24 protein-coding genes are annotated in these 24,143 nt (G+C 49.4%); 8 read left to right on the top strand and 16 right to left on the bottom strand.

Going from position 1 to position 24,143, the window contains the following annotated elements:
- Positions 1-84 precede the first annotated feature (84 nt).
- From mreD to purD, 4 genes are all read right to left on the bottom strand, one after another.
- Complete coding sequence (gene mreD, locus GWG06_RS22860; RefSeq protein WP_127041337.1) at positions 85-594, bottom strand: rod shape-determining protein MreD; 510 nt, start codon at positions 592-594, stop codon at positions 85-87.
- Positions 591-1,478, bottom strand: a complete 888-nt coding sequence (gene mreC, locus GWG06_RS22855) for a rod shape-determining protein MreC (protein ID WP_160716243.1) — start codon at positions 1,476-1,478, stop codon at positions 591-593. Before mreC ends, mreD begins: the two co-directional genes overlap by 4 nt.
- 89 nt (positions 1,479-1,567) lie before the next feature.
- Positions 1,568-2,590 (bottom strand): rod shape-determining protein, encoded by a 1,023-nt coding sequence (locus tag GWG06_RS22850; RefSeq protein WP_078669179.1) that lies wholly within the window; start codon positions 2,588-2,590, stop codon positions 1,568-1,570.
- A gap of 302 nt (positions 2,591-2,892) precedes the next feature.
- Positions 2,893-4,170 (bottom strand): phosphoribosylamine--glycine ligase, encoded by a 1,278-nt coding sequence (purD, locus tag GWG06_RS22845; protein ID WP_160716241.1) that lies wholly within the window; start codon positions 4,168-4,170, stop codon positions 2,893-2,895.
- Positions 4,171-4,339: 169 nt separating this feature from the next.
- Between purD and GWG06_RS22840 the strand changes: the two genes are divergently transcribed.
- The 3 genes from GWG06_RS22840 to GWG06_RS22830 all read left to right on the top strand — a co-directional run bounded on the left by GWG06_RS22840 (position 4,340) and on the right by GWG06_RS22830 (position 8,953).
- The gene (locus tag GWG06_RS22840; protein WP_127041331.1) at positions 4,340-6,052 is read left to right on the top strand and encodes a peptide MFS transporter; all 1,713 of its coding nucleotides are present in this window, start codon (positions 4,340-4,342) and stop codon (positions 6,050-6,052) included.
- A 208-nt stretch (positions 6,053-6,260) separates the two neighbouring features.
- Positions 6,261-8,306: an OPT family oligopeptide transporter gene (locus GWG06_RS22835; RefSeq protein ID WP_160716239.1), complete on the top strand. Its 2,046-nt coding sequence runs from the start codon at positions 6,261-6,263 to the stop codon at positions 8,304-8,306.
- A 131-nt stretch (positions 8,307-8,437) separates the two neighbouring features.
- Positions 8,438-8,953: a hypothetical protein gene (locus tag GWG06_RS22830; protein WP_160716237.1), complete on the top strand. Its 516-nt coding sequence runs from the start codon at positions 8,438-8,440 to the stop codon at positions 8,951-8,953.
- 1 nt (position 8,954) lies between these two features.
- Here the strand turns inward: GWG06_RS22830 and GWG06_RS22825 are convergent, their stop codons facing one another.
- From GWG06_RS22825 to GWG06_RS22815, 3 genes are all read right to left on the bottom strand, one after another.
- Complete coding sequence (locus GWG06_RS22825) at positions 8,955-10,148, bottom strand: DUF1501 domain-containing protein (RefSeq protein WP_160716235.1); 1,194 nt, start codon at positions 10,146-10,148, stop codon at positions 8,955-8,957.
- Positions 10,149-10,166: 18 nt separating this feature from the next.
- Positions 10,167-11,615, bottom strand: coding sequence for a DUF1800 domain-containing protein (locus tag GWG06_RS22820; RefSeq protein WP_235938500.1), 1,449 nt, complete (start codon positions 11,613-11,615; stop codon positions 10,167-10,169).
- Positions 11,616-11,714: 99 nt separating this feature from the next.
- Positions 11,715-12,923, bottom strand: coding sequence for a molybdopterin molybdotransferase MoeA (locus GWG06_RS22815; RefSeq protein ID WP_202183098.1), 1,209 nt, complete (start codon positions 12,921-12,923; stop codon positions 11,715-11,717).
- A 43-nt stretch (positions 12,924-12,966) separates the two neighbouring features.
- Here GWG06_RS22815 and moaC point away from each other — a divergent pair, with 43 nt between their 5' ends.
- Entirely contained in the window at positions 12,967-13,452 is a 486-nt protein-coding gene (moaC, locus tag GWG06_RS22810) for a cyclic pyranopterin monophosphate synthase MoaC (protein ID WP_127039655.1), read from the top strand.
- Complete coding sequence (locus GWG06_RS22805; RefSeq protein ID WP_160716233.1) at positions 13,436-14,029, top strand: NTP transferase domain-containing protein; 594 nt, start codon at positions 13,436-13,438, stop codon at positions 14,027-14,029. Before moaC ends, GWG06_RS22805 begins: the two co-directional genes overlap by 17 nt.
- Here the strand turns inward: GWG06_RS22805 and GWG06_RS22800 are convergent.
- Together GWG06_RS22800 and moaD are read right to left on the bottom strand one after the other, a co-directional pair.
- Positions 14,026-14,424, bottom strand: a complete 399-nt coding sequence (locus GWG06_RS22800) for a molybdenum cofactor biosynthesis protein MoaE (protein ID WP_127039649.1) — start codon at positions 14,422-14,424, stop codon at positions 14,026-14,028. The genes GWG06_RS22805 and GWG06_RS22800 overlap by 4 nt on opposite strands.
- A gap of 12 nt (positions 14,425-14,436) precedes the next feature.
- Positions 14,437-14,670, bottom strand: coding sequence for a molybdopterin converting factor subunit 1 (gene moaD, locus GWG06_RS22795; RefSeq protein ID WP_160716231.1), 234 nt, complete (start codon positions 14,668-14,670; stop codon positions 14,437-14,439).
- 79 nt (positions 14,671-14,749) lie between these two features.
- On the opposite strand from moaD, the gene GWG06_RS22790 reads away from it, so the two are divergent.
- Entirely contained in the window at positions 14,750-15,121 is a 372-nt protein-coding gene (locus GWG06_RS22790) for a DUF7009 family protein (protein WP_127039643.1), read from the top strand.
- A gap of 3 nt (positions 15,122-15,124) precedes the next feature.
- Positions 15,125-16,099, top strand: coding sequence for a GTP 3',8-cyclase MoaA (gene moaA / locus GWG06_RS22785; RefSeq protein WP_160716229.1), 975 nt, complete (start codon positions 15,125-15,127; stop codon positions 16,097-16,099).
- Here the strand turns inward: moaA and GWG06_RS22780 are convergent, their stop codons facing one another.
- The 6 genes from GWG06_RS22780 to GWG06_RS22755 all read right to left on the bottom strand — a co-directional run bounded on the left by GWG06_RS22780 (position 16,100) and on the right by GWG06_RS22755 (position 22,414).
- Positions 16,100-16,843: a sulfite exporter TauE/SafE family protein gene (locus GWG06_RS22780; protein ID WP_158631496.1), complete on the bottom strand. Its 744-nt coding sequence runs from the start codon at positions 16,841-16,843 to the stop codon at positions 16,100-16,102.
- Positions 16,844-16,845: 2 nt separating this feature from the next.
- Positions 16,846-17,931: a HesA/MoeB/ThiF family protein gene (locus GWG06_RS22775; protein ID WP_127039634.1), complete on the bottom strand. Its 1,086-nt coding sequence runs from the start codon at positions 17,929-17,931 to the stop codon at positions 16,846-16,848.
- A gap of 25 nt (positions 17,932-17,956) precedes the next feature.
- The gene (locus GWG06_RS22770; RefSeq protein WP_160716227.1) at positions 17,957-18,499 is read right to left on the bottom strand and encodes a GNAT family N-acetyltransferase; all 543 of its coding nucleotides are present in this window, start codon (positions 18,497-18,499) and stop codon (positions 17,957-17,959) included.
- Positions 18,500-18,715: 216 nt separating this feature from the next.
- Complete coding sequence (serS, locus tag GWG06_RS22765) at positions 18,716-19,984, bottom strand: serine--tRNA ligase (RefSeq protein WP_160716225.1); 1,269 nt, start codon at positions 19,982-19,984, stop codon at positions 18,716-18,718.
- Between the two features lie 47 nt (positions 19,985-20,031).
- A complete protein-coding gene (locus GWG06_RS22760; protein WP_160716223.1) occupies positions 20,032-21,699 on the bottom strand; it encodes an NAD+ synthase in 1,668 nt (555 codons plus the stop codon).
- A gap of 31 nt (positions 21,700-21,730) precedes the next feature.
- Positions 21,731-22,414 (bottom strand): porin family protein, encoded by a 684-nt coding sequence (locus GWG06_RS22755; RefSeq protein WP_160716221.1) that lies wholly within the window; start codon positions 22,412-22,414, stop codon positions 21,731-21,733.
- Between the two features lie 236 nt (positions 22,415-22,650).
- On the opposite strand from GWG06_RS22755, the gene gldB reads away from it, so the two are divergent.
- Complete coding sequence (gene gldB / locus GWG06_RS22750; RefSeq protein WP_160716219.1) at positions 22,651-23,670, top strand: gliding motility lipoprotein GldB; 1,020 nt, start codon at positions 22,651-22,653, stop codon at positions 23,668-23,670.
- An 8-nt stretch (positions 23,671-23,678) separates the two neighbouring features.
- On the opposite strand, the gene apaG is transcribed toward gldB, so the two are convergent.
- Positions 23,679-24,065: a Co2+/Mg2+ efflux protein ApaG gene (gene apaG, locus GWG06_RS22745; protein ID WP_127039616.1), complete on the bottom strand. Its 387-nt coding sequence runs from the start codon at positions 24,063-24,065 to the stop codon at positions 23,679-23,681.
- Between the last annotated feature and the right edge of the window lie 78 nt (positions 24,066-24,143).

The following is a 24,143-nucleotide window of genomic DNA, read 5'->3' as shown; positions in this document are numbered from 1 at the left end:
TATAAATTTATTAATAATAATGTTACGCTGCTCGCATCAGGAAAGCTAATCGTGCATTACTAACAACATTTTAATCTGTAACCGTTATTTCCGGGAGAAGAAGAGCAGTTCGTACAACACAATCAGGAAAAGACTGGCGGCAGTAGACAAAACGATTTTCAGCACCAGGTACAGTGGGTTTTTAAAGCCGAAGACTTCCAGCGTAAAAAAGACAGTATGATGCAGAAATACCAGGACAGCAGCGTATATCAGGAACTGGGATACGCCCATGCTGGTCATGGATGGCGTTTTCTGCGTGGTTTCAAAACCACCCTGCGGCGACAGAATATTGATAATAAACGGGCGCAGATACGCAATAAACACGCAGGCAGCAGCATGCAGCCCCATCGTATTCATAAACATATCGAGTGACATGCCCATCAGGAATCCCAGCAGCATGACTGCCGGACGCGGCAGGTTAAACGGCAGCGCCAGGATAAAGAGCATATACAGATAAGGGCTCACCAGCTGATCGATCAATATCTTATTGAGCACAAATACCTGTATCAGTAACAGGAATACAAATCGGATGATATTTCTTAACAGTATACTCATTTAATCAACTTATAAGTTGAGTCCTCTAGTCGTTGTTGTTCATCTTTCAATAAGTTCTCTATCACATACACGTACTGCAGGTTATAGAAATTGGTAGCCAATTTCAACCGGATATTGAACGAAGTGCCTGATTTATCGGCAATGGTAACGGTATCCACATACCCGATAGGTATATTTTCCGGGAACAGGGCAGAGAAGCCGCTGGTCACCACCGTATCGCCTTTATGTACCTTGGCGCTTTTAGGAATATCTTTCAGCAGGGCATAGCCGGCGCTTTCCCCGTCCCAGTGTACAGAACCCATTTCCTTTCCCTGTCCCAGACGGGCGCTGATAGATACGGAATTGGATTTTGACAGCATGGATAATACCACGGCATAGTTCTCGCTCACACTTCTTACAACGCCCACCACGCCACTGCTGCTGATAACGCCCATGTTAGGCCGTATACCCTGCGCGCTGCCGCGGTGGATGGTAATATAGTTGATGGGTTTGTTAACGGAGTTGTTGATTACTTTGCCTTCAAAGTATTCATAACGGCGGATCCTGGTGCCGGTTACCTTATGGAGGGTATCGTCGCTGTACTGACGGATGGTATCTGTTCTGAAACCGTTGGAGGTAATCATGGTATCAAAACTGGTTCCCAAAGTATTGTGTAAACGGGTATTTTCAGCTACCAGGCTATCGTTTGTGGCTTTCAGGTGAAAGTAGTACTGTACGTTGTTGTATTTATCATACAGCTTTCCACTGACATTATTGGCGGAGTTAAGGTAGGCTGATCGCTGGAAGTTGTTATTCTGAAATACCAATACAATACAAATCACTTCCAGCAGCAGAAATAAGAAGAAGTTAAAATATCGCCTAAAGAAAATGATTAAATTCCGCACAAGCGCGTAGAGATTTTGAGATTTAGGGATTTACGGATTTTGTGATTTAAATTCCGAAATCACAAAATCCGTAAATCTCAAAATAGTTTTTATTGCATCAGGAACGGATATTTACCCACATGCTTCAGTGCAATGCCGGTACCTCTTACCACGGCGCGCAGCGGATCGTCTGCTACATGCACAGGTAATTTGATTTTCTGGGCAAGGCGTTTATCCAGACCACGCAGCAGCGCACCGCCGCCTGTCAGGTATAAGCCTCTGCGGTAAATATCTGATGCCAGCTCCGGTGGCGTTGTTTCCAGCGCTTTCAGGATGGCTTCCTCAATTTTAAAGATAGATTTGTCCAGGGCTTCTGCAATTTCCTGGTAAGATACCATGATCTGCTTGGGGATACCGGTAACCAGGTCACGGCCATTCACAGGGATATCATCCGGTGGGTTATCCAGTTCCTTCAGGGCAGACCCGATATGGATCTTGATTTGTTCAGCGGTTCTTTCACCGATCAGCAGGCTATGGTAGCGGCGCAGCGCTTCCATAATATCTGCGGTAAATTCATCACCGGCAATACGGATACTCTGATCGCACACGATACCAGCCAGCGCTATCACGGAGATACCGGTAGTACCGCCGCCTATATCGATGATCATGTTACCAACCGGTTCTTCCACATCAATACCGATACCCAGCGCAGCTGCCATCGGCTCGTGCAGCAGGTAAACCTCTTTGGCGCCCGCCTGCTCGGCAGAGTCGCGCACCGCTCTCTTCTCCACTTCCGTAATACTGGAAGGGATACAGATCACCATGCGCCAGCTTGGAGCAAACAGGGGCTTCTTGGGGTAAACCATTTTTATGAGTTCCCTGAGCATTCCCTCAGCGGCATTAAAATCCGCGATCACGCCATCTTTCAGGGGACGTATTGTACGAAGATATTCATGTGTTTTTTCGTGCATCATCATGGCCTTTTTACCAACAGCCACAATTTTACCGCTAGCCCGTTCTATCGCTACAATGGAAGGCTCGTCCACAACCACTTGGTCATTATGTATAATCAGCGTGTTCGCTGTACCCAGATCAATCGCGATTTCCTGCGTTAAAAAATTAAAAAATCCCATTGTTGATACGGTCAAAAATTAGAATGCAAAAATGAATAATTCCAACGAATATACGATGCAAAAAATGGATATTCTTGCAATAATACGGCTAAATATTAAAAAAACTTATTTGTTATAAAAATGGCACTATGACAGCTCTCTTTATGCCCTGAACACATGAACGGAAATCTCCCGTTTTAATTGCTCTCCCACACAGCCCCCCCTCTGTATTTTTTTATTTGGCTATCTGGTTATTTGAGATTTGATGGAAACGCAGAAGTATGTTCATCTCCGCTTCCATCAAATCTCAAATAACCAGATAATTAAATGAACTCATAACCGATGTCTCTGCGATAGGTCTTGCCTTCAAAACTGATTTTTTCGGCTGTCTGGGCAGAATGCGACAATGCCAGCGACAGGCTTGCGGCCAGTGAGGTGATAGCCAGCACGCGGCCACCGTTGGTCAGCACCGTTTCTCCATCCTGGCGGGTGCCTGCATGAAATACAATCTGATCGTCTGCCGGCGCAGGAATACCACTGATAGCCTTATTCTTCTCATATGCCTCCGGATACCCTTTGGATACCAGCATCACCGTAGCGGCTGCACGGGAATCCGTGTAAATGGTTTGTGCGGACAGCTTCCCTTCGGATACTGCTGTAAACAGCTCCAGCAGATCATTCTGCAGCCTTGGTATCACTACTTCCGTTTCAGGGTCGCCCATTCTGCAGTTGTATTCTATCACAAAAGGCTCTCCTTCCACATTAATCAAGCCAAAAAAGATGAATCCGTTATAAACGATCCCTTCGGCAGACAAACCCGCTACGGTCGGGCGGATAATTTTTGTTTCCACCTTTTCCATGAAAGCCTTGTCAGCGAAAGGTACAGGGGATACAGCTCCCATACCGCCGGTATTCAGCCCTTTATCGCCTTCGCCTATACGTTTATAATCCTTTGCTTCAGGTAATATCTTATACGTATGCCCGTCTGTAAGTACGAATACAGACAACTCAATACCGGAGAGGAATTGCTCTATCACCACGGTTTTGCTGGCATCGCCGAACTTGGCGGACTGGATCATCTGCTCAAATTCTTCCAGGGCTTCCTCATGGGAAGAGGTAATCACCACCCCCTTGCCAGCCGCCAGCCCGTCGGCCTTGAGCACAATTGGTAAGGAATGCTGCTGAATATAAGCCACGCCTTCCCCGTAGTTACCGGCGTTAAACTCCCGGTACCCGGCCGTCGGGATGTTATGGCGCTCCATGAACAGCTTGGCGAAAGCCTTGCTGCCCTCCAGCTGAGCTCCCGTTCTGGAAGGGCCCATTACCGGTATGTGCTGCAGTGCAGCATCTGCGCCGAAGAAATCGTAGATACCATTCACCAGCGCTTCTTCCGAACCAGGCACTACCAGATCCACCGTATTCTCCAGGCAAAATGCCTTTATCTTCTCAAAATCGCTGACACCGATGTTTATGTTGGTACCACATTCCGCTGTGCCCGCATTTCCGGGCGCAATGAATAATTTTCCACAATGGGAGCTTTGTGACATTTTGCGGGCCAATGCGTGTTCACGGCCACCACTACCAAGTAATAATATGTTCATAAGAATTGCCTAAAAAATGCAGATGCGTAGAAAATGCAAAGAAAGATCAAAAAAGGACAAAAAGGGCGCATTTCCACCATTTTTTTACGAGATAAATGAATTTATTTAACTTGCCACCTTTAGAGACTTAACAGAACCTTAAAACAACTATTGCTAAAACTAACCATTTATGATGCAAACTGCTGTTGCACAGGAACCCTCGGTCGCCTCGGAAAAAGGCCATCCTAAGGGTCTTTCTGTATTATTTGCCACGGAAATGTGGGAACGGTTTAACTTTTATGGCATGAGAGCGCTGCTGACGCTCTTCCTGGTAAATGCGCTGGCTTTCTCTGAAGCTGATTCCTCCTATGTCTATGGTGGCTTTCTCGGCCTCTGCTACCTTACACCTATGCTCGGCGGATATATCTCCGACCGCTACCTCGGTAACAGGAACTGTATTTTATTAGGCGGCTTTATCATGGGTATCGGACAACTGCTCATGGTACTCAGTGCCACCCTCTACGCAACCAATGTAGAAACCGCCAAAGTCATTGTATGGCTCGCACTGCTGGTCATCATCTTCGGTAACGGCTTCTTCAAACCCAACATCTCCTCCATGGTAGGCCAGCTCTATCCGAAAGGCGACCGCCGCCTGGATGCCGCCTTCACCATCTTCTACATGGGTATCAACATGGGCGCCTTCCTCGGTATGCTCATCTGCCCTATCCTGGGAGACGTAAAAATAGACGGCGTAAGAATGGTAGGCGCCTTCAAATGGGGCTTCCTCGCTGCCGGCCTGGCCATGTTCCTCGGCACCATCCTGTTCTACTTCCTGAAAGACAAATACGTGGTTACCCCCGATGGTAAAGCCATCGGCGCCAAACCAGACTTCAGCAAGCCTTCTGAACACGTGGCTACCGGCGAAGCTGACAAAGCTCACTTCTCCCAGAAATCCATATTAGGCGTTGTAGTACTGCTGGTAGTATTGTTCTTCGGTATCCACTTCCTCTCCATAGATCCCAACCCGATCAAATCCTGGCTGTATCCCTTCATCTATGCCTCCGGTATCAGCCTCGCAGTATTGATCCTCACCGATAAATCCATCACCAAAATAGAAAGACAAAGAATCCTCGTTCTCTACTTCGTGGCTTTCTTCGTCATCTTCTTCTGGGCATGCTTCGAACAGGCAGGATCTTCCCTGACCTTCATCGCTGACTACCAGACCGACCGTCGCCTCTTTGGCTGGGATATGCCGCCAAGCTTTATCCAGAACGCCAACTCTATATTTATCATCGTATTTGCACTGCCTTTCAGCTGGTTATGGCTGAAATTACAGAAACGCAACCTGGAACCCATCTCCCCGGTAAAACAATCCATCGGCCTCGCTTTGCTGGCACTGGGCTTCTTCATTATCGCACTGCAGGTGAAAAACCTCGGCTCCAATGAAAAACTGGGCGTTATCTGGTTAATCATCATGTACCTGTTCCATACGCTGGGTGAACTGTGCCTCTCTCCGATAGGCCTTTCCCTCGTATCCAAACTGGCGCCGCACCGCTTCTCCTCCCTGCTCATGGGAGTATGGTTCCTCGCCAACGCAGCCGGCTACGCACTGGCAGGTACCCTGGGCGCATTGCTGCCACCTACCGCCGATAAATTCCAGAAGGCACAGGAAGCAGGCATCGACCTGAAAGCTGTCCTGGATGGTACTATCACCGCTACCGCACAACAACTCGATAAGTTACATGAACTGAAACTTGCCACCCATTACCCTACTTTCGCCGGATTCACCATCCATAACCTCTATGAGTTCTTTATGGTGTTCGTGATCCTGCCAGGCGGTGCGGCAGTGTTACTGTTCCTGTCTACCAGCTTCCTGAAAAAATGGATGCACGGAGTTAAATAAAGCTATTATTCGTGATGCCGTTTTATTTTAATTACGAATTACGAATTAGGAATTGCGAATGATCGCGAAGATAAAAGCGAAGACCAGAGTATTTATACATAAAAGTATAGGCTCTGGTCTTCGCTTTTATCTTCGCGATCATTCGCAATTCCTAATTCGTAATTCGTAATTTTTTTCCCTAACTTCCCAGCTCTAGCAACTAAAAACTATGGCTGACAACAATTTCAAACCTTTTGTGCCACCTGGTGCGCACATGAAAGAATTTACCCTCAAATCCATTCTGCTGGGCTGCATATTCGGTATTATCTTCGGAGCAGCTACCGTATACCTCGCACTCAAAGCCGGTTTAACGGTTTCCGCATCTATCCCTATCGCCGTAATTGCCATTACATTGGGCAGAAAATTCTTTAACACCACGATACTGGAAAACAATATCATTCAGACAACCGGTTCTGCCGGCGAATCTATTGCAGCCGGTGTAGTGTTTACACTGCCGGGGTTCCTCTTTCTGAGCGACGGCGGCGGCGCACAGTTCTTCAACTACTTCACCATCCTGATACTCGCGATTTTCGGAGGCATTCTGGGTACTCTCATGATGATTCCCTTACGACGCTCACTCATTGTAAAGGAACACGCTACCCTGCCTTACCCGGAAGGTACCGCCTGCGGCGATGTGCTGATTGCCGGTGAAAAGGGCGGCGACTTTGCCAAAACAGCCTTCTACGGACTGGGCTTCGCTTTTGTGTATGCCACCCTGCAAAAGGTGCTGCACTTCATCGCGGAAACACCGGAATACATGACCAAACAGGTCAACAAATACTTCCCTTCTGCCAAAATCAGTGCTGATATTACACCTGAATACCTGGGTGTGGGCTATATCATCGGACCACGTATTGCAGGCGTACTGGTGGCCGGTGGCGTACTGTCCTGGCTGGCGCTCATTCCCCTGCTGTCATCCCTGTTACCGGCAGACGTTATTGCCAGCCAGCTGGTGAAGATCGGCTACCTGGCTAACCTGCAAACACCCGGCGGACAAGGTTCCTGGGATCCCGTTACCCATACCTTTGCCGATTACTCCGCAGCCGTCTATTATGGCTACGTACGTCAGATAGGCGCAGGCGCTGTAGCTGCAGGCGGTTTCATCACCCTCCTCAAAACCATTCCTACCATTATCTCTTCTTTCAAAGGCAGCATCGGCGCTATCAAGGATGGTAAAGAAAATGGCAGTAATAATAATGATGTTCCCAGAACAGAAAAGGACCTGAGCCTCAAAGTAGTACTGTTCGGCAGTATTGCCCTGATATTGCTGATGGCTTTTCTGCCGCAACTTCCGGGCGATTCTATCGGTAAAAAAATGCTGGTAGGTCTGCTGGTGGTTGTTTTCGGCGCGTTCTTCGTAACGGTGTCCAGTCGTATCGTAGGACTGATCGGCTCTTCCAACAACCCGATCTCCGGTATGACCATCGCTACACTGATGGGCACCTGCCTGGTATTCATCGCGGTTGGCTGGACCGGCAAGGTATACGAGCCGATGGCACTGGTTGTAGGCGGTATGATATGTATTGCGGCGGCTAATGCCGGCGGTACTTCCCAGGATCTCAAATCCGGTTATATTGTGGGCGCAACACCTATGTACCAGCAGCTGGCATTGTTTATCGGCGCTATCGTTTCTTCTGTGGTAATCGGCCTGACCGTGAAATTCCTCGATAAACCCACCGCTGAAATGGTGAGCAAGGGTATTACGGAACATGCTATCGGCAGCGCGTATTATCCTGCGCCGCAAGGCACGCTCATGGCTACACTGGCAAAAGGGATACTGTCCTTTAACCTCGACTGGCAGTTTGTGCTGGTAGGTGTTTTCCTCGCCATCACCATGGAGCTGTGCGGTGTTAACTCACTGTCTTTCGCCGTGGGAGCTTATCTGCCATTGTCTACCACACTGCCTATCTTCATTGGTGGCGCTATCCGTGGCGTGGTGGATCATAAAAACAAAAAAAATAAGAAAGAAGTTTCTGCTGCTGAAGAAGAACTGGGCAAAGGCAATCTGTTTGCTACAGGCCTGGTGGCCGGTGGTGCAGTGGCCGGCGTTATCATTGCGGTATTAGCCGGCTTCGACGGGTCAGCAGCCGTGCTGGCGAAGCTGAATATGCATGGCGGCCTCGTTTCAATCATTCATGAAGGCGGCTACTACGTGCTGGGATGTGCTTTATTTGCCTTCATGGGCTGGTATCTCTACAGAACTGCCCGCAAATAATCTTTAATCTTTTCAAGATACACAACAGATGCCGGTACCGGATGTAACAATCCCGTACCGGCATCCGTTTTTAAATTTGAAAATGATTATTTTTATCGGATCTTTATTACAACTTTTGATAATAAGTACCTATGCGCATACTTGTAACCGCACTACTCAGCACCGCTGTGTTGCTGGGCTCTTCCTGCGGAAAAGAAAGAAAAGACGATAGCCGCGACCGCAGATTTGTATCATTTAAGCTGGATAATAAAATCTACTTGTCCAAAGATCCCAAAGGGATTATTCATGCACCAAATTTCACCGACGATGATCCGTTAAACGATTATCCTAAAATGGAAATTAGCGGGCAAACCTATAGCGGAGATCTGATAAGCCTTACGCTGGTGGCTCCTGTACTGCCTTTCAAACCAGGCATCTACCCCTGCTCCAAACAAGGCAACTCCATTATCATGGTGACCAACAGCAACATGCCGGCAACGCTGGCCTCCGGAGGAAGCAACAGCTGCTTCATCACTATTTCCAGAATAGATAATGTAAATGTAGAGGGCTCTTTCTCAGGACCGCTGCGCGACATTTCAAGCATCAGCGGCTCCAGAACGGTACGGGACGGCGCTTTCAGAGCCATCATCACTACCATCAGCCAGTAAGCTATACAAAATCAAGATGCGTGTAACTTTGCTTCAATATCTGCTTATCATCTGCACCCAGCCAGGAAGATAACAGGGTCGCATACACGCTTTTGAAATCAACTTTATATTGCAGGTCCCCGTCTTTCAGCTGCTGCAGGTCGGGGCCTTCATTTAATATACCCTGCCTTTTCAATCCGCCGCCCACCAGGAACATATTGTTGGCCGTTCCGTGGTCCGTTCCCCCGCTGGCATTCTGCCCCACTCTTCTCCCGAATTCTGAAAATGTCATCACCACCACATCACTGAAACGGTTATTCTTTTTCAGGTCGCCGGTAAATACCGTCAACGCATCGCTCAGCTGCCTGAACAATCGCGCCTGCTGATCCTGCTGATTGACGTGCGTATCAAAGCTGCCATGGGATACGTAATATACCTTGGTATTTATATCCGACATTATCAGGTTGGCAATAGTACGCATATTCCGGCCCAGTGCGGAATCCGGATAGGATTCTTTCGACTGGTATGTTTTAAACTGCTGCTGTATGTAGGCGGCAGAAGAAATTGTTTCTCCCATGGTTTTATACAGGTAATCAACATGCCGGTGTTCATTTTCCGGATGATGTTGCTGCAGCAGCTCGCGGAAGTATTTATCATTGCTGGAGCCGTACAGCCGCGCCGGGTCCGTGAGCGCCAGCCCTTTGGCATGGCCTCCCTTGAGCGCCAGGCTCAGCGTGTCATCAATTTCCAGTGCCTGCGTAGGCTTATCACAACCATTGCATTGCGCATCGAGGTAACGGCCTACCCAGCCATCGTTCCAGTATTCCGAAGCAGGGCTGGCTGAATGCCAGATATCCATGGAGCGGAAATGGGAACGGTCCGGATTGGGATAACCTACGTTGTTGAGAATACCCAGCGCGCCGTCATCATACAATGCCTTCAGCCCCTGCAACGCCGGATGAATACCCAGTTCATCATTCAGTGCAAGCGCTGCTTCTCTTTGAATCCCCAGTGTCGGGCGGGAGCGATAGTAAATATCATTGCGGTATGGGATGATGGTATTGAGTCCGTCATTGCCTCCTGACAGCTGCACAATCACCAGCACCTTGTTGCCGGGAGGCACGAGGGCGCCTGATTCCAGCGCTTTGAGGAATTTGGGCATCATCACCGCAGCGGATGCCAGCGAGCCTACCTGTAAAAAACGACGCCTTTGCATGGCCGAAGAATTTTAGCGTTAACACAATTGATATTCCGGCGTACTCATCACATCAATGGTCACCGTTTTGATGTAATTCTCCCTGGAGCTGCTGTCAGCATATTTCTCCAGGAGCTGCCGGCTCACATTCCCCGGCTGCTGCAACAGCAGCCCGGACACAGCGCCGGCCAGTTGTTCCCGCGGAACATCGCTGAAGCTTTGCAGGTAGGGCTCCCAGTTAATGCGCGCATTTACTTTCCGCGCATATTGCCGTTTCAGGAATTCGTTGATCTGCAACGTCATCTTATAATTGCTGCCATCGCCCATTTCAGGCATCAGTTCCTTCGGACGTATGTTGAGCGTCTGAGAGTAGAGGATTACCTGTGGTACACGCAGGCGGAACATCAGGCTGGAGCTGTCTATCCAGTTACGGCCGCCGGGCCAGCCGGCAACGTTGGGCGGATAAAAAAGCACCTGCCCCAGTATACGCTGAAACACCAGCGTTACTTCTTCCTGTTCAAAGGCCATGGGTATACTTTTACGGATACCTGCCAGCAATTCAACCGGCGATTTGATACGGTTGCCGATGATGCTGCTGTCATAAAACCAGTCGGCCATAAAGATATCGTGCATCAGGGTACGGATGTCGTAACCGGCATGATAAAACCTGTCTGCCAGCGCATTGATACGTGCTTCGTCCGGGTTATCATCTACAAAATACCTGTAAATTTTTGTGGTGATAAACCTGGCTGTCTGCCGCTGTTCCAGCAATATCTTCAGCACATCGTCACCGTTAAAGCGGCCGCTTCTCCCTAAAATATTTTTCTCTCCGTCATCATGTTGCTTTTCCCGGAAAACAAAATGGCCTGTTGCATCAAAGCCCCATCCGGTGAAGGCTCTGGCGGCCTCTTTCACATCATTTTCGGTATAATTGCCACGGCCCATGGTAAATAACTCCATCACTTCCCTGGCAAAATTCTCGTTGGGGTGCTGTTTACGGTTTTGCTGATTATTGAGGAACTGCAGCATGGCCGGGCTTTTGGAGACAGCGCTCAGCAAGGCGCCGAAATCGCCGGTGGCATGCTCCCGGATAAGCCCTATGAGCTGCTGGTTAAACAACACGTTCTGTGTGCGGCAGGCGAAATGTCCGTGCCAGAAGAGGCTCATCTTTTCCTGCAGCGGATGTTCGCTTTTCACCATCATATTCATCCAGGCTACGTTCAGGTCTTTGATACCCTGTGTATTCATCTGCCGGACCTTCTTTCTTTCTTCTCCGGTCATTCCCTTCTCCTGCTTGTAATCCGGCAGGTCGGTAACGTTGATGACATCTACGGATTCAGTAACAAAACCTTTAGGGCCTGTTAATATATGGCTGACTATTTCCTTCCTTTTTTTCTGTGCCCAGGCAGTAATTACAGGCAACGTTTCACCGAAGCCGGCGCGCCAGGCAAGGTGTTGCATCTCCGATTTTCTGGTAACATCAGGCATATGCAATTAATTTAATGTATGACTATGTCCTGCCGGCAAAGTTTAACCGGCACGGTATGTTTATAGCAACAGTAAATTTTTCAGGAGGCAACGGCCAGGTTAACGAAACCGCCAGATCGGGTAAGGACGGCCCTTTTCGAAGAAGTTGCTGTCTGCCGGCAAAGCCATAAAAGCGTCTGCCAGCAGCAGGCTGGCCAGATCGCCGGAACCATGGTAGGAGTGCGGCCTGGCGGCAGTAATACCATCGGGCTGCGGGAATAATTTTACCGGAAGATAGTATTCCAGCGCGGGTTCGAAGATAACATTCTCCTGCAGCACCGCATATGCCTGCGGCCGCTCTTCCGCGCCCATAGCGGCTTGTAGCCAGGGCAACACAAACCTGTAAAAGCACATGAAGCCGGACACCGGATTGCCGGGGAGCGCAAACACCACCGGGCCATCTTTGAAAATGCCGAACAGGAAAGGCTTTCCGGGGCGCTGCTGTACTTTATGGAATATCTGCTGCATGCCTAACTGCTCCAGTACGGCTGGCAGATAATCATATTTTCCGGCTGATACCGCGCCGGAGCTGATCCACACGTCCGTTGTTTCCAGCAACGGGCGCAGCTGTGTTTCCATCTCTTCCCGGTCATCATTGAGGTGCACATAACGGGCGGAGATGCCCGCCTGCTGCAGCGATGCCAGCAGGCTGTATATATTGGACATACGTACCTGGTGCTCTTCCGGAGTGGCCTCCACCGGCACCAGCTCATTACCTGTAGCGATAACCACCACGCGGGGCAGCCTGCTCACGGTAACATGCGTTTTCCCCACCGTAGCCAGCACGCCTGCCTCCGCAGGGCCCAGTAAGCGCCCAGGTGAAAGCAGTGTGGCATGCACGGTTACATCAGATCCTTTCAGGTGAATATGTTGTCCTTTCTTTACGGCCGCGTTGATGGTAAAGCGCCGGAATCCTTCATGGTCGGTAGCACTCAGGTGTTCGTACGGAATAACTGTATCTGTCAGTTCCGGTAAAATGGCGCCGGTCATCACTTCCATACAGTTGGCTGTATTGGAAAGCTGCAGGCGCGGAGCGCCGGCGGCCTGTATATCTTCCACACCGAAGATATGCTGCCCGCGCGCGAAGCTGTCGTAATCCACAGCAATCCCATCCATCATTACCCGGTCAAAGGGCGGGAAGGGCCTGTCGGCCTGTATGGATTCCCGCAGAATACGGCCTGTAGCCGATTCAAAAGGCACTACTTCCGTACCGGTATCCCGGACAGTTTGCAAAACAGCCTTATATGCGTCAGCTACACTCAGCATCATTTATTATTTTTACAGGGAGGAAGATGATTAAATTTATGATTTTATGTCCAATCCATCAAGCGGTGAATTCACCCATCTCGATGCAGCCGGCCAGCCGGCGATGGTAGATGTCAGCGGTAAACATCATACTTATCGTATAGCCGTTGCCGAGAGCAGGGTATTTTTACCCGCGGTTATCCGGGAACAATTCCGGGACAATGACATTCAAACCCGCAAGGGCGCTGTATTTCAGACCGCCATCATTGCCGGCATCATGGCTGCCAAAAAAACGCCGGATCTCATTCCGCTCTGTCACAGCCTGCTGCTGGATGGTTGCGATGTGCAGATTCAGCTCGCAGCAGAAGAAGCGGTGATCCGTTGTACGGTAAAAACCACCGGTAAAACAGGTGTGGAAATGGAAGCCCTCACGGGAGCCAGCATCGCCGCGCTGACCATCTATGATATGTGTAAGGCATTTTCACAGGAGATGATTATCCGCGAAACAAAACTCATCAGTAAAACCGGTGGTAAACATGACTACAGCAGATAACAACGCACCTTTAAAAGGACTGGTACTCTGCGGCGGCTACAGTACGCGGATGCAGGAAGACAAAAGTATGATCGCCTACCATGGCGTACCGCAATGGCAATATCTGACCCGTCTGCTGCAATCTGTGCTGGAGGAGGTATTTATCTCCTGCAGACCGGAGCAGGCAGCATTATTTGATTACCCGCGGCTGATTACCGATAATGTGCCCAATGGCGGCCCGTCGGCCGGTATTCTGAGCGCGCACCGGCAGCAGCCTGATACAGCCTGGTTGGTGCTGGCCTGCGATCTGCCGCTCATTACAGCGCAGACACCGGAGCTGCTGATCCGCTCCCGCGACCCGCAACAGGCCGCCACAGCGTTCATCAGCCCGGTAAACGAACTGCCGGAACCGCTGATCGCCATCTGGGAACCTGCAGGGCTGCAGGCTTTATGGCAGAATGTAATGATAGAAAATAAAAACTGCCCGCGTAAAACGCTGCTCTCCGCTTCCATAAAACTGCTTACGCACCCCTTTGCAGCAGAGCAGTTCAACGCCAACACGCAGGAAGAAAAACAGGAGGCGCTGCGGAAACGCTAGTCACGGCCATCTTCAAAAAATTCCTTTTTCCAGATAGGCACCGTTTCCTTTAAGGTGTCAATGGTATATTCGCACGCATCGAAGGCGATACCTCTGTGCGCCGATGCTACAGCTATTACCACCGCTATATCACCGGGATATTTATCGCCGGTGGCATGCAGCATCGCCAGCTTCTTTATATCCCATTGCGCTTTTACATGATCTGCAATTTTATGCATTTCGGAAATGGCCATCGCTTCGTAGCATTCATAAAACAGCTTCACCACCCCGCGGCCTTTGGTATGATTACGTATAGTGCCTGTAAAAATCACCTCCCCGCCGCATTCCGGCGATTGAATGAAGTCCAGCGCTTCCTGTACGGTAATTGTTTCTTTTATACTGATTAATACATCCATGGTAAACAGTTATTATCCTCCGCTGACAGGCGGTATCACGGCTATTTCATCTGCTGCGGTAATGGCCTGCCCGTCAGTAGCATAGCTGCGGTTAACAGCTATCATCATGGAACTGAGCTGCATCAGCGCAGGGTAGTGGTTGTACAGCCATTGCTTCAACGCGCCTACATCGGTAATATGTTCCGGTAAATCCATCTTCGGCGTGCCTGCAATATCTTTTGCCACACCGAACAGCAATATGCCCATATCCATCAAAATTGTTCCCTAAAACTACAATATAGCCCTGATAATGTAGTACTTTTAGTATGGCATAAAATCAATTTTTATGAAGATAAGACTGAGAGGCAACAGCATCCGGTACCGGTTAGATAAGCTGGATGTATCCCTGCTGGAAGAAGCCGGCAAAGTGGAGTCTATCACGCATATCGGCACAGGGGCACTACACTTCGTGCTGCGCTCCCGGGATATCACCGATCCGGTTATCCGGCTGGAACATGATGGCGTACACCTGCTGCTCCCTGCAGAAAGGCTGCAGTCCTGGTATGCGCCGGATCAGGTGGGGTTTGAACTTATTCTTCCCAATGCAGACGGCTCCGAGCTGAAAGTATTGGTGGAAAAGGATTTCCAGTGCCTCACCTCACGCGATGAAGACGACCGTAACGCATTTGACAATCCGCAGGCCGGACAAAACTGCTAGGCCATGCTCAGGGATGCACATCATCGTATAATCGATTACGTTAGATTGTCAGTTACAGACCGCTGTAACCTCCGCTGCACTTACTGCATGCCGGAACATATGCATTTTGTGCCATCCGCCGCACTGCTCACCGATCAGGAAATCATCACCCTGCTGGAAATACTTGCCGGCAACGGCATCTCAAAGGTGCGCATCACCGGCGGAGAACCTTTCCTTCGCCCGCAGCTGCTCCCGCTCCTGGAAAAAATAAAAGCAATCCCAGGTATCAATACTATCTCCATCACTACCAACGGTGTGCTGACACACAGCTACGTCCACGAACTGAAAGCGCTGGGTATCACCAAAGTGAACCTCAGCCTGGATACCCTGCAGCCGGAGCGCTTCCGGCAGATTACCCGCCGGCCTAAATTCGATGCCGTTATGCTCACCCTGAAGAACCTCCTGGCCCATGACATGCAGGTAAAGATAAATGTGGTGGTCATGGAAGATGTGAATACCGACGAACTGCTGGACTTTACCGCGCTGACAGCACAATATCCCATATCTGTCAGGTTCATTGAAGAGATGCCTTTCAACGGCCAGGGACACGCTTTTTCAGGCATACGCTGGAACTACCGCGAAATATTACAGTATATCCGTTCCCGTTACGACCTCTATAAATTACCCGATGCCCCGCATACTACCGCCTTACATTACGGCATCCCCGGCCACCAGGGCAACATTGGCGTGATACCTGCCTACAGCCGTACTTTCTGCGGGTCCTGCAACCGGCTGCGTATATCCGCTACCGGTAGTATCAAAACATGCCTGTACGGAACAGATGTATTAAATGTACGGGATATGCTGCGCAGCAATGCCGGCGCCCCCGCGCTGCTGGGGGCAGTTCGCGAGGCGCTGCAACACCGTGCTGCAAACGGATTTGAAGCAGAAAAGCAACTGTTGCATCTGCCGGAAAGCATGTCTGTAATAGGAGGATAATTATTTAATCAGCATTCTCACCCCTGCATATAATATCAGCAATGCCGTAGCACCGGCCACCCACCGCGGTTTGAGTATCCGCGCACTGAGCAGTGAGCCAACCTGGCCGCCGATAATCACGGAGAGTAATAACGGGCCGGCAAAATCCCACTTAAAAACAATGGCATGTTTCGCCGCCTGCCCCAGCAGACCGGCAATAGAATTCACCAATATAAAAAAGCTGCTGAGACCAGCTATATTCTTCGCAGTATCGTACTTTCCCAGCCGCAATACCGGCGACAGATAAATGCCGCCGCCAATGCCTGTCATACCGGACAGCAGCCCTATACCACCGCCGATAACACCATACAGCATTCCGTTTCCGCTACGCAGCGCTGCCGGATCGCCTTCTTTCTCAAAGAAAAGCCGGTAGCACATAAACACCGCCGCCAGTGTTAATGCAATGCCCAGCAACAGGAAAAAAGTCTCCTGCTTCAATGGCAGGTAGCTACCTGCAAAGGCCAGGGGCACACTCACCAGCGATAATTGCCAGGCCTTCTTCAGCGGCAGGTGCCCGCTTCTGTAAAAATGATAGACACCGCCGGCAACTACGGCTACGTTACATAGCAATGCAGTGGATTTCATCAGCTGAAAATCCACACTCCACAGCGCCATCAGCGCCAGGTAGCTGGAACCGCCGCCAAAACCGGCAGCAGAATAGGCCAGCGCCACCAGGAAAAAAAGAAAGCAGAGTTCTGTTACCACTATCAATAGGTTTGCATCTGAGGATCAATTACGCAGGCCCACGCATGAATACCGCCTTCCACATTATACACCTGGCGGAAGCCCAGCTCTGCCAGCCGCTGGCCTACCGCGCGACTACGCATACCATGATGACAGATGACCGCCACCGGTTTTTCCGGCTGCAGCGATTGCACCCGCTGTAACACCTGTCCCATAGGGATATGCAGTGCCTGCGGAATATGGCATATTTGCCATTCATCATCTTCCCTGACATCCAGGAGCAGCAGGTTATCGTCTGTCAGCAGACGTTCGTTCAATTCCTGAACGGATAAGGATTGTATCTGGTTCACTTCACAAACGGTCTGGTGGTAGTCTGCCTGCAGCTGCGTCAGCTGCTGATTGGCCGGCACCGGGGTTATGTTAAAAATAAGATGGGTATTATGCAGGGTATCTATCGTAAGCAGTTGATTTTTCAGCGGGGTACCGATACCGGTGATGACCTTCACCGTTTCGTTGGCCTGGTAGCAGCCAATGATACCGGGCAGTACGCCCAATACGCCGATGTCGCTGCAGTTCAGCATTTCTCCGTCTTCCGGCGCTTCCGGAAAAATACAGCGATAGGTGGCGCCGCCATCGTAATTGAATACGCTGACCTGCCCTTCATACTTATAGATAGCGCCGTACACGAGCGGCTTTCCGGCAATCACACAGGCATCGCTGACCAGGTAACGGGTGCCGAAGTTATCGGAGCAGTCTGCTACTACGTCATAGGCGCTGATAATTTCCAGGGCATTATCAACGGTAAGCCAGGTATCATGCGATATAAAGGTCACCTCCGGATTCAGTGCCTGCAGGCGTTTAACGGCCTGCTGCAATTTTGGCTTACCAGCATCGGCGGTAGCATAAAGTACCTGCCTTTGCAGATTGGTGACGGAAACGGTATCATTTTCCACGATACCGATTTTTCCTATACCCATTGCCGTTAGATACTGTAAAACCGGGACTCCCAGGCCTCCCGCGCCTATTACCAGTACGGCAGCCTGTTGCAGCAGGGCCTGCTTCTGCGGCCCGAAGCCTTCCAGTCTCGTCTGACGGTCATATCGTTGCATATTCTTCTGCTTGAATCGTGAAAAATTATGGTTTCACGCGACGGTACATCATTACAAGGTCGGCATATTCACCATCGCGCGGGGCTATACCTGCCGGCATACGGCCACATTCCAGGAAACCAAAGTTACGGTATAGCTGCATGGCTTTCTCATTGGTAGAAAATACATTCAGGTAAATGATCTGCAGCTTTTTATGCGCTTCCGCCCATCGTATCATGGCCGTCATCAGCCGCCGCCCGATTCCCATATTCCCCCAGGCTCTCTCCACGGCAATACCCATTTCAGCGATGTGTCCCTTCTTATGATACCCGCTGTGATTCACCGTAACAGATCCTACAATGGTATCTCTTGCCACCGCCAACAGCATCAGCTGATCGCCGGAGTTAAGATAAGACTTAATAAACTCTTCTTCTGACTTTACATCCAGCTCTCCCGCCTCCTGCCGCGTAAACAACAGGAAGTCCGTTTCTCCGATCATCCGTTGAAAATTCGCCAGCAAACCAGGCGCATCGCCGATCTCAGGCCATCTGATAGTAAGCTCCTCCCCATTGGGCAAAAAGTGTCGCATACACAAAAATAGATTTATTTGATTATTTGGGTATTTGAGATTTGGTTATTTGTCATGCAGCGAAGACCTGAGCATATATTCATTTCCACTCAGGTCTTCGCTGCATGACAAATAACCAAATCTCAAATAACCAAATAACCAAATAACAGTGCCCTCCGGATGGACCAGAGGGCACTTATAACAAAGAGAAATCTCAAATAATCAAATAGCCAGCTATTAAATGGTGGTATCGCCGAAATACCTGTGCAGTACTTCCGGCAGCCTGATTCCATCCGGGGTCTGGTTGTTTTCCAGCAGGCTGGCCATGATACGTGGCAGTGCCAGGGAGCTGCCATTCAGGGAATGGGTGAGCTGTGGCTTGCCGTTGTTTTCTTTATAACGGATCTTCATCCGGTTGGTCTGGTAGGCTTCAAAGTTGGATACAGAGCTTACTTCCAGCCACTTTTGCTGGGCGGCGCTGTACACTTCAAAATCGTAGGTGATGGCAGAAGCAAAGCTCATATCGCCACCACAGAGGCGCAGGATGCGGTAAGGCAGTTCCAGTGCGTTCAGCAGTTTTTCGATATGCGCCACCATTTCGTCCAGCGCCTCGTAGGATTTTTCCGGATGTACGATCTGCACGATTTCTACTTTATCAAACTGGTGTACGCGGTTGAGGCCACGTACATCTTTGCCGTAGGAGCCGGCTTCGCGGCGGAAGCAGGGCGTATAGGCAGTCATTCTGATAGGCAGGTCTGTATCTTTCACGATCTCATCTCTGTAGATGTTCGTTACAGGTACTTCTGCAGTAGGAATCAGGTAATAGTTATCTTCTGTAGCGTGGTACATTTGTCCTTCCTTATCCGGTAACTGGCCCGTGCCGTATGCAGAGGCTTCGTTAACGAGGTAGGGAGGCGCATATTCCAGGTAGCCGTTGCCGATGTTATAATCCAGGAAATACTGAATCAGTGCGCGTTGCAGGCGGGCGCCCTTGTTTTTGAAAACAGGGAAACCGCTGCCGGTGATTTTATTACCCAGCTCAAAGTCAATCAGGTCGTACTTTTTAGCCAGATCCCAGTGTGGTACGGCTGCGGCATCCAGGGTAGGGATGGTACCCCCTCTGCGCACCTCTACATTGTCTTCCGGCGTTTTGCCGGCAGGCACCTGTACAGAGGGCAGGTTCGGTATTTTTGCCAGGGTATCGTGCAGTGCTTTTTCAGTAGCGTTCAATTCTTCATTTACAGGACCGAGCTTCTCTTTCAGGGCATTAACGGCAGCGCGCTGCTGTTCCCCTTCTTCTTTCTTTCCCTGCGCCATCAGCTTCCCGATCTCTTTGGAGAGGCTGTTTACCTGCGCCTGTGTTTCATCATACTCCAGGGTTAATTTCTTGCGCCTGTCATCCAGGGCAATTATTTCATCGATCAGGGCTGTTTCCTTAAAATGTTTTACAGCCAGTCTTTCCAATACCAGCTCTTTATTTTGACGTATAAACGGTACTTGTAACATGTATAATTTGTATAAAATTTGGTCAAAGATAGAAAATTAGCCAAAAGCTAACTAAGATACTTGCCTACGATAGGTATCCTTCTGCCCACACCAAAGGCTTTTGAAGATACGCGTATGATAGGGCAAAACTGATTTCGCTTGTACTCATTGGTGTTCACCATCTTTAAGGTGCGCGAAATCAAAGCCGAATCGAAGCCCTGAGCGATAATTTCCTTTGGTCCCTGGCGGCGTTCAATGTACTGGTACAGGATACTGTCCAGTACGGCGTAGTCTGGCAGACTGTCGCTGTCCTTCTGATCCGGACGCAGTTCTGCAGACGGCGCCTTCTCGATGATATTTACCGGAATAATTTCCCTGTCGCGGTTGATATACCTGGCCAGTGCATATACCTGCATCTTGTATACATCGCCCAGCACAGACAGGCCGCCGGCCATGTCGCCGTACAGGGTACCGTAGCCGGTAGACAGCTCACTTTTGTTGGAAGTATTCAGCAGGATATATCCGAATTTGTTGGAAAGGCCCATCAGCAGGTTACCGCGGATGCGGGACTGCGTATTTTCCTCTGCCACATTGAATGGCAGCCCTTTAAAATAAGGCTCCAGCGTATCCAGAAAGCTCTGGTAAATATCATTGATACGGATGATGTCGTAGGGGTTACCCAGATTTTTGGATAATGCTACCGCATCATCTACAGAGTGTTCAGTAGAGTAGGGAGAAGGCATAAGAATGGCTCTCACATTGTCTTTGCCAAGAGCGTCGCAGGCAATGGCGAGGGTAACGGCACTGTCTATACCACCGGAAGAGCCAAGGATGGCCTTTTTAAAGCCCATCTTCCCGAAATAATCACGGATGCCCAGCACCAGCGCGTCGTAGATGCGGTTGATGTTATGGTCAAACACCAGTTTGGTAAGCGGCGTGAACTCCTGCATCCGCACCGGCGCTTCTCCGCTGCCGGTAAGCTTTTCCAGTTCCATACCACCCATAGCTTCTTCAAAGTAGGGCAGTTCTTTTACCACATTACCCTTTGCATCATAAATGAGGGAGCCGCCGTCAAATACAATTTCTGTCTGAGAACCCACCGTATTGCAATAATACATGGGCAGCCTGTACTTGAGTACGTTGGCCAGGATGATCTCTTTCCTGTCTTCATCATGATCGTAGTCAAAGGGAGATGCAGACAGGTTAATCATCACGTCTGGTTCCTGCGCCATGAGCAGGTCCATAGGACAAACGCGGTACAGCGGATTATCTCCCAGGTTCCAGATATCTTCACAGATGGTTACAGCCAGTTTTTTACCTTTGAAAGGAATGACATTCCATTCGTAGGCGGGTTCAAAATAGCGGTATTCATCAAATACGTCATAGGTAGGAAGCAGTGTTTTATGTACCACCTGTTTTACTTCTCCCTCGTAAAGGAACCAGGCAGCGTTGAACAGGTCTTTTCCTTCTTTTTGCGGATTGCGGGCCGGAGCGCCTACCAGCACGGCAATATCCTGTGTATGCGCTTTAATGCGGTCAATAGCCGCATGGCTTTGTGCGATGAAGTCTTCAAACTCCAGGAAGTCGCGCGGAGGGTAGCCGCATACGCACAGTTCGGAGAACACGACCAGGTCTGCCCCCTGTGCTCTGGCGGCTTTGATGCCATCGATTATTTTCTGTGTATTATATTCGAAGTTGCCTATATAGTAATTCTGTTGTGCCAGTATAATCTTCATAATTAGATCCAATTAAAGTAACAGTTATCTGCTAAAAGAACACGCCCAGGCGCAGGGCAAAGCTATTTAAATTTACCCTTCCGTCATCCCATTTTCCGTTCCGGGTAACATCTACAAATCCGTTCTGGTAGGTGATACCAGCAACGCCAGTCAGTGTTTCACCCAGCGGATATTCAATGCCGGCGCCAATGAGCATGCCTATATTGATACGGTTCATTTCCTTCAGGATGTTCACCCTGTCATGTGTCTGACTGAGGGAGATAACATCTGCGCGGCCGCTTACCGGGAACGAGAGGAAGGTACCGAACTGGCCCCACCAGTCCAGACCGCCGTTTGAAGTGGTTTTCAGCTTCAGTGCCAGCGGTATTTCCACGTAGGTGAGTTTCATATTATATTCGGCCGGATTTCCTTTAAAGTCGCTCAGCCCTTTACCGGCGTCATATTTCAGCTTGCTGCCGGCCAGTACCACCTGAAATCCCGAGGCAATGGCATAGTTACCGGTTTCATTCAGGTTGAAATCTGCCATGAGGCCGAAGCTCAGTCCGGCTTTGGCGCTGTTGCGATTTACACCCGATTCCTGCGGTTTCAGTATCGAGATCATGGGGTCTACCTTGAAACCCAGGCGTACCCTGCTTCTGAATGTACCCATTCCCTGCTGTGCTATCCCCATTTTCACCATTCCCAATGTCAGTGCTAAAAGGAAAATCCGTTTCATATTAAGGTCCAGTTTAAAACATGAAATTACCAAAATGAAAAGTAATTACGAATTACGAATTGCGAATTACGAATGTATAGGCGAAGATTAAAACGAAGATTTAAGAAGATAACTATTAAACATCTCCTTAAATCTTCGTTTTAATCTTCGCTTTAATCTTCGCCTATACATTCGTAATTCGCAATTCGTAATTCGTAATTATTATTTATTATATATTTACAGCGATGCGAATTCAAATGAAACATTATTTTCTGCAAAGCTGTGTTGCCATATTGTTGGTGACAGGTGGCTGCAAGTCGGGCAAAAAGGCGCCGGATGTCAGTCAGATACCTGTGCACGTTAGTATTGAACGGTTTGATACCGCGCTGTTTGCGTTGGATACAAACAATTTACAACCGGGGGTATCGCGGCTGCATGTGGCGTATCCGGTATTTCTGCCGGTGTACTTTGCTGAGATCATGAATATGGGAGCATATTCAGATAGCAGCCTGGGCGTACAGCAGCAGTTAAAACGGTTTCTGACCAATCCCGATTTCCGGCAGCTGGAAAAGGATGTGGCCCGTAAGTATGCCGACTTATCGCAGCTGCAAACGGGTCTGACAGAGGCTTTCCGCTATACTAAATATTACATTCCTTCTTTCCGGCCCCCGAAGGTCATTACCTTTATTTCTGCCATTGCCAATTATGGCGCCATCACAGTGGATTCTATCCTGGGTATCGGTCTGGATATGTATATGGGAGAAGATTTTCCGCCCTACAGCCGTATACCGGATTATCCGGATTATATGATTCATCGTTTTGCGCCGGAGTACATTGTCGCCAACTGTATGCAGGTATTACAGCAGCAGCTGTATCCTGCGGCGCGTACCAGCGGCGGCCTGCTGGAGCAGATGATAGAGGCCGGCAAGCAGCAGTATTTCCTGGCTGCCGTACTGCCCGCTACGCCTGATACTATCCGTTTTGGCTATACGAAAGATCAGCTGCAGTGGTGCCATGATAATGAAAAGATGATCTGGCAGTTCTTTGTGCAGAACAACCTGCTGTATAATACCGACTGGCAGCAGATCAACCATTTCATGACAGATGCGCCCTCCACTCAGGGTATGCCCGAAGGCGCCCCTGGAAAAATAGGCTACTTCGTGGGTTACCGTATTATAGAAAAATACATGAACGCACACCCCGAAACAACGGTGCAACAGTTAATGGAGATGAAGAATTTACTTGAAATCTTTAAGGAAGCTAAGTACAGACCGTAATAACTTTTCTAGTTCAGTTTAAATGGAACAATCATCTGGAATTCAGGAATCCTTACTTCGAAGAGTTTCTTGTCCAGCTGGTTTTCCATTTGGTAGGTACCGTACATTTTGCCTATCTCCGTACGCAGGTTCGATCCCGAGACGTACTGATAGGTTTCACCGGGGGCCAGCAGCGGCTGAACGCCCACTACGCCTTCTCCTTCCACTTCCCGGTGGGTACCGTTCGAATCGATGATATACCAGTGGCGGCGGAGCAGTTTTATGGGGAATGTATTGTTGTTTTCAATGGTGATACGGTAAGCAAACATGAATTCGCCACCAATAGGATTTGAATAATCCGGCTGGTAAAATGTTTCCACGCTTATAGTGATGCCCTCTGTTACCTTCTTAACCATAAAATCAACCTTTAACGTAAAAATAAGGAAAATAAAGGCAGTCGGTATAAAAAATATGCCGGACGGTACACTTTAACG

Origin of the sequence: Chitinophaga solisilvae (assembly GCF_009928525.1) — a bacterium.
Taxonomy (GTDB): domain Bacteria; phylum Bacteroidota; class Bacteroidia; order Chitinophagales; family Chitinophagaceae; genus Chitinophaga; species Chitinophaga solisilvae.
The sequence above is the reverse complement of the archived record's forward strand: the minus strand, read 5'-3'. Positions and strand labels throughout refer to the sequence as shown.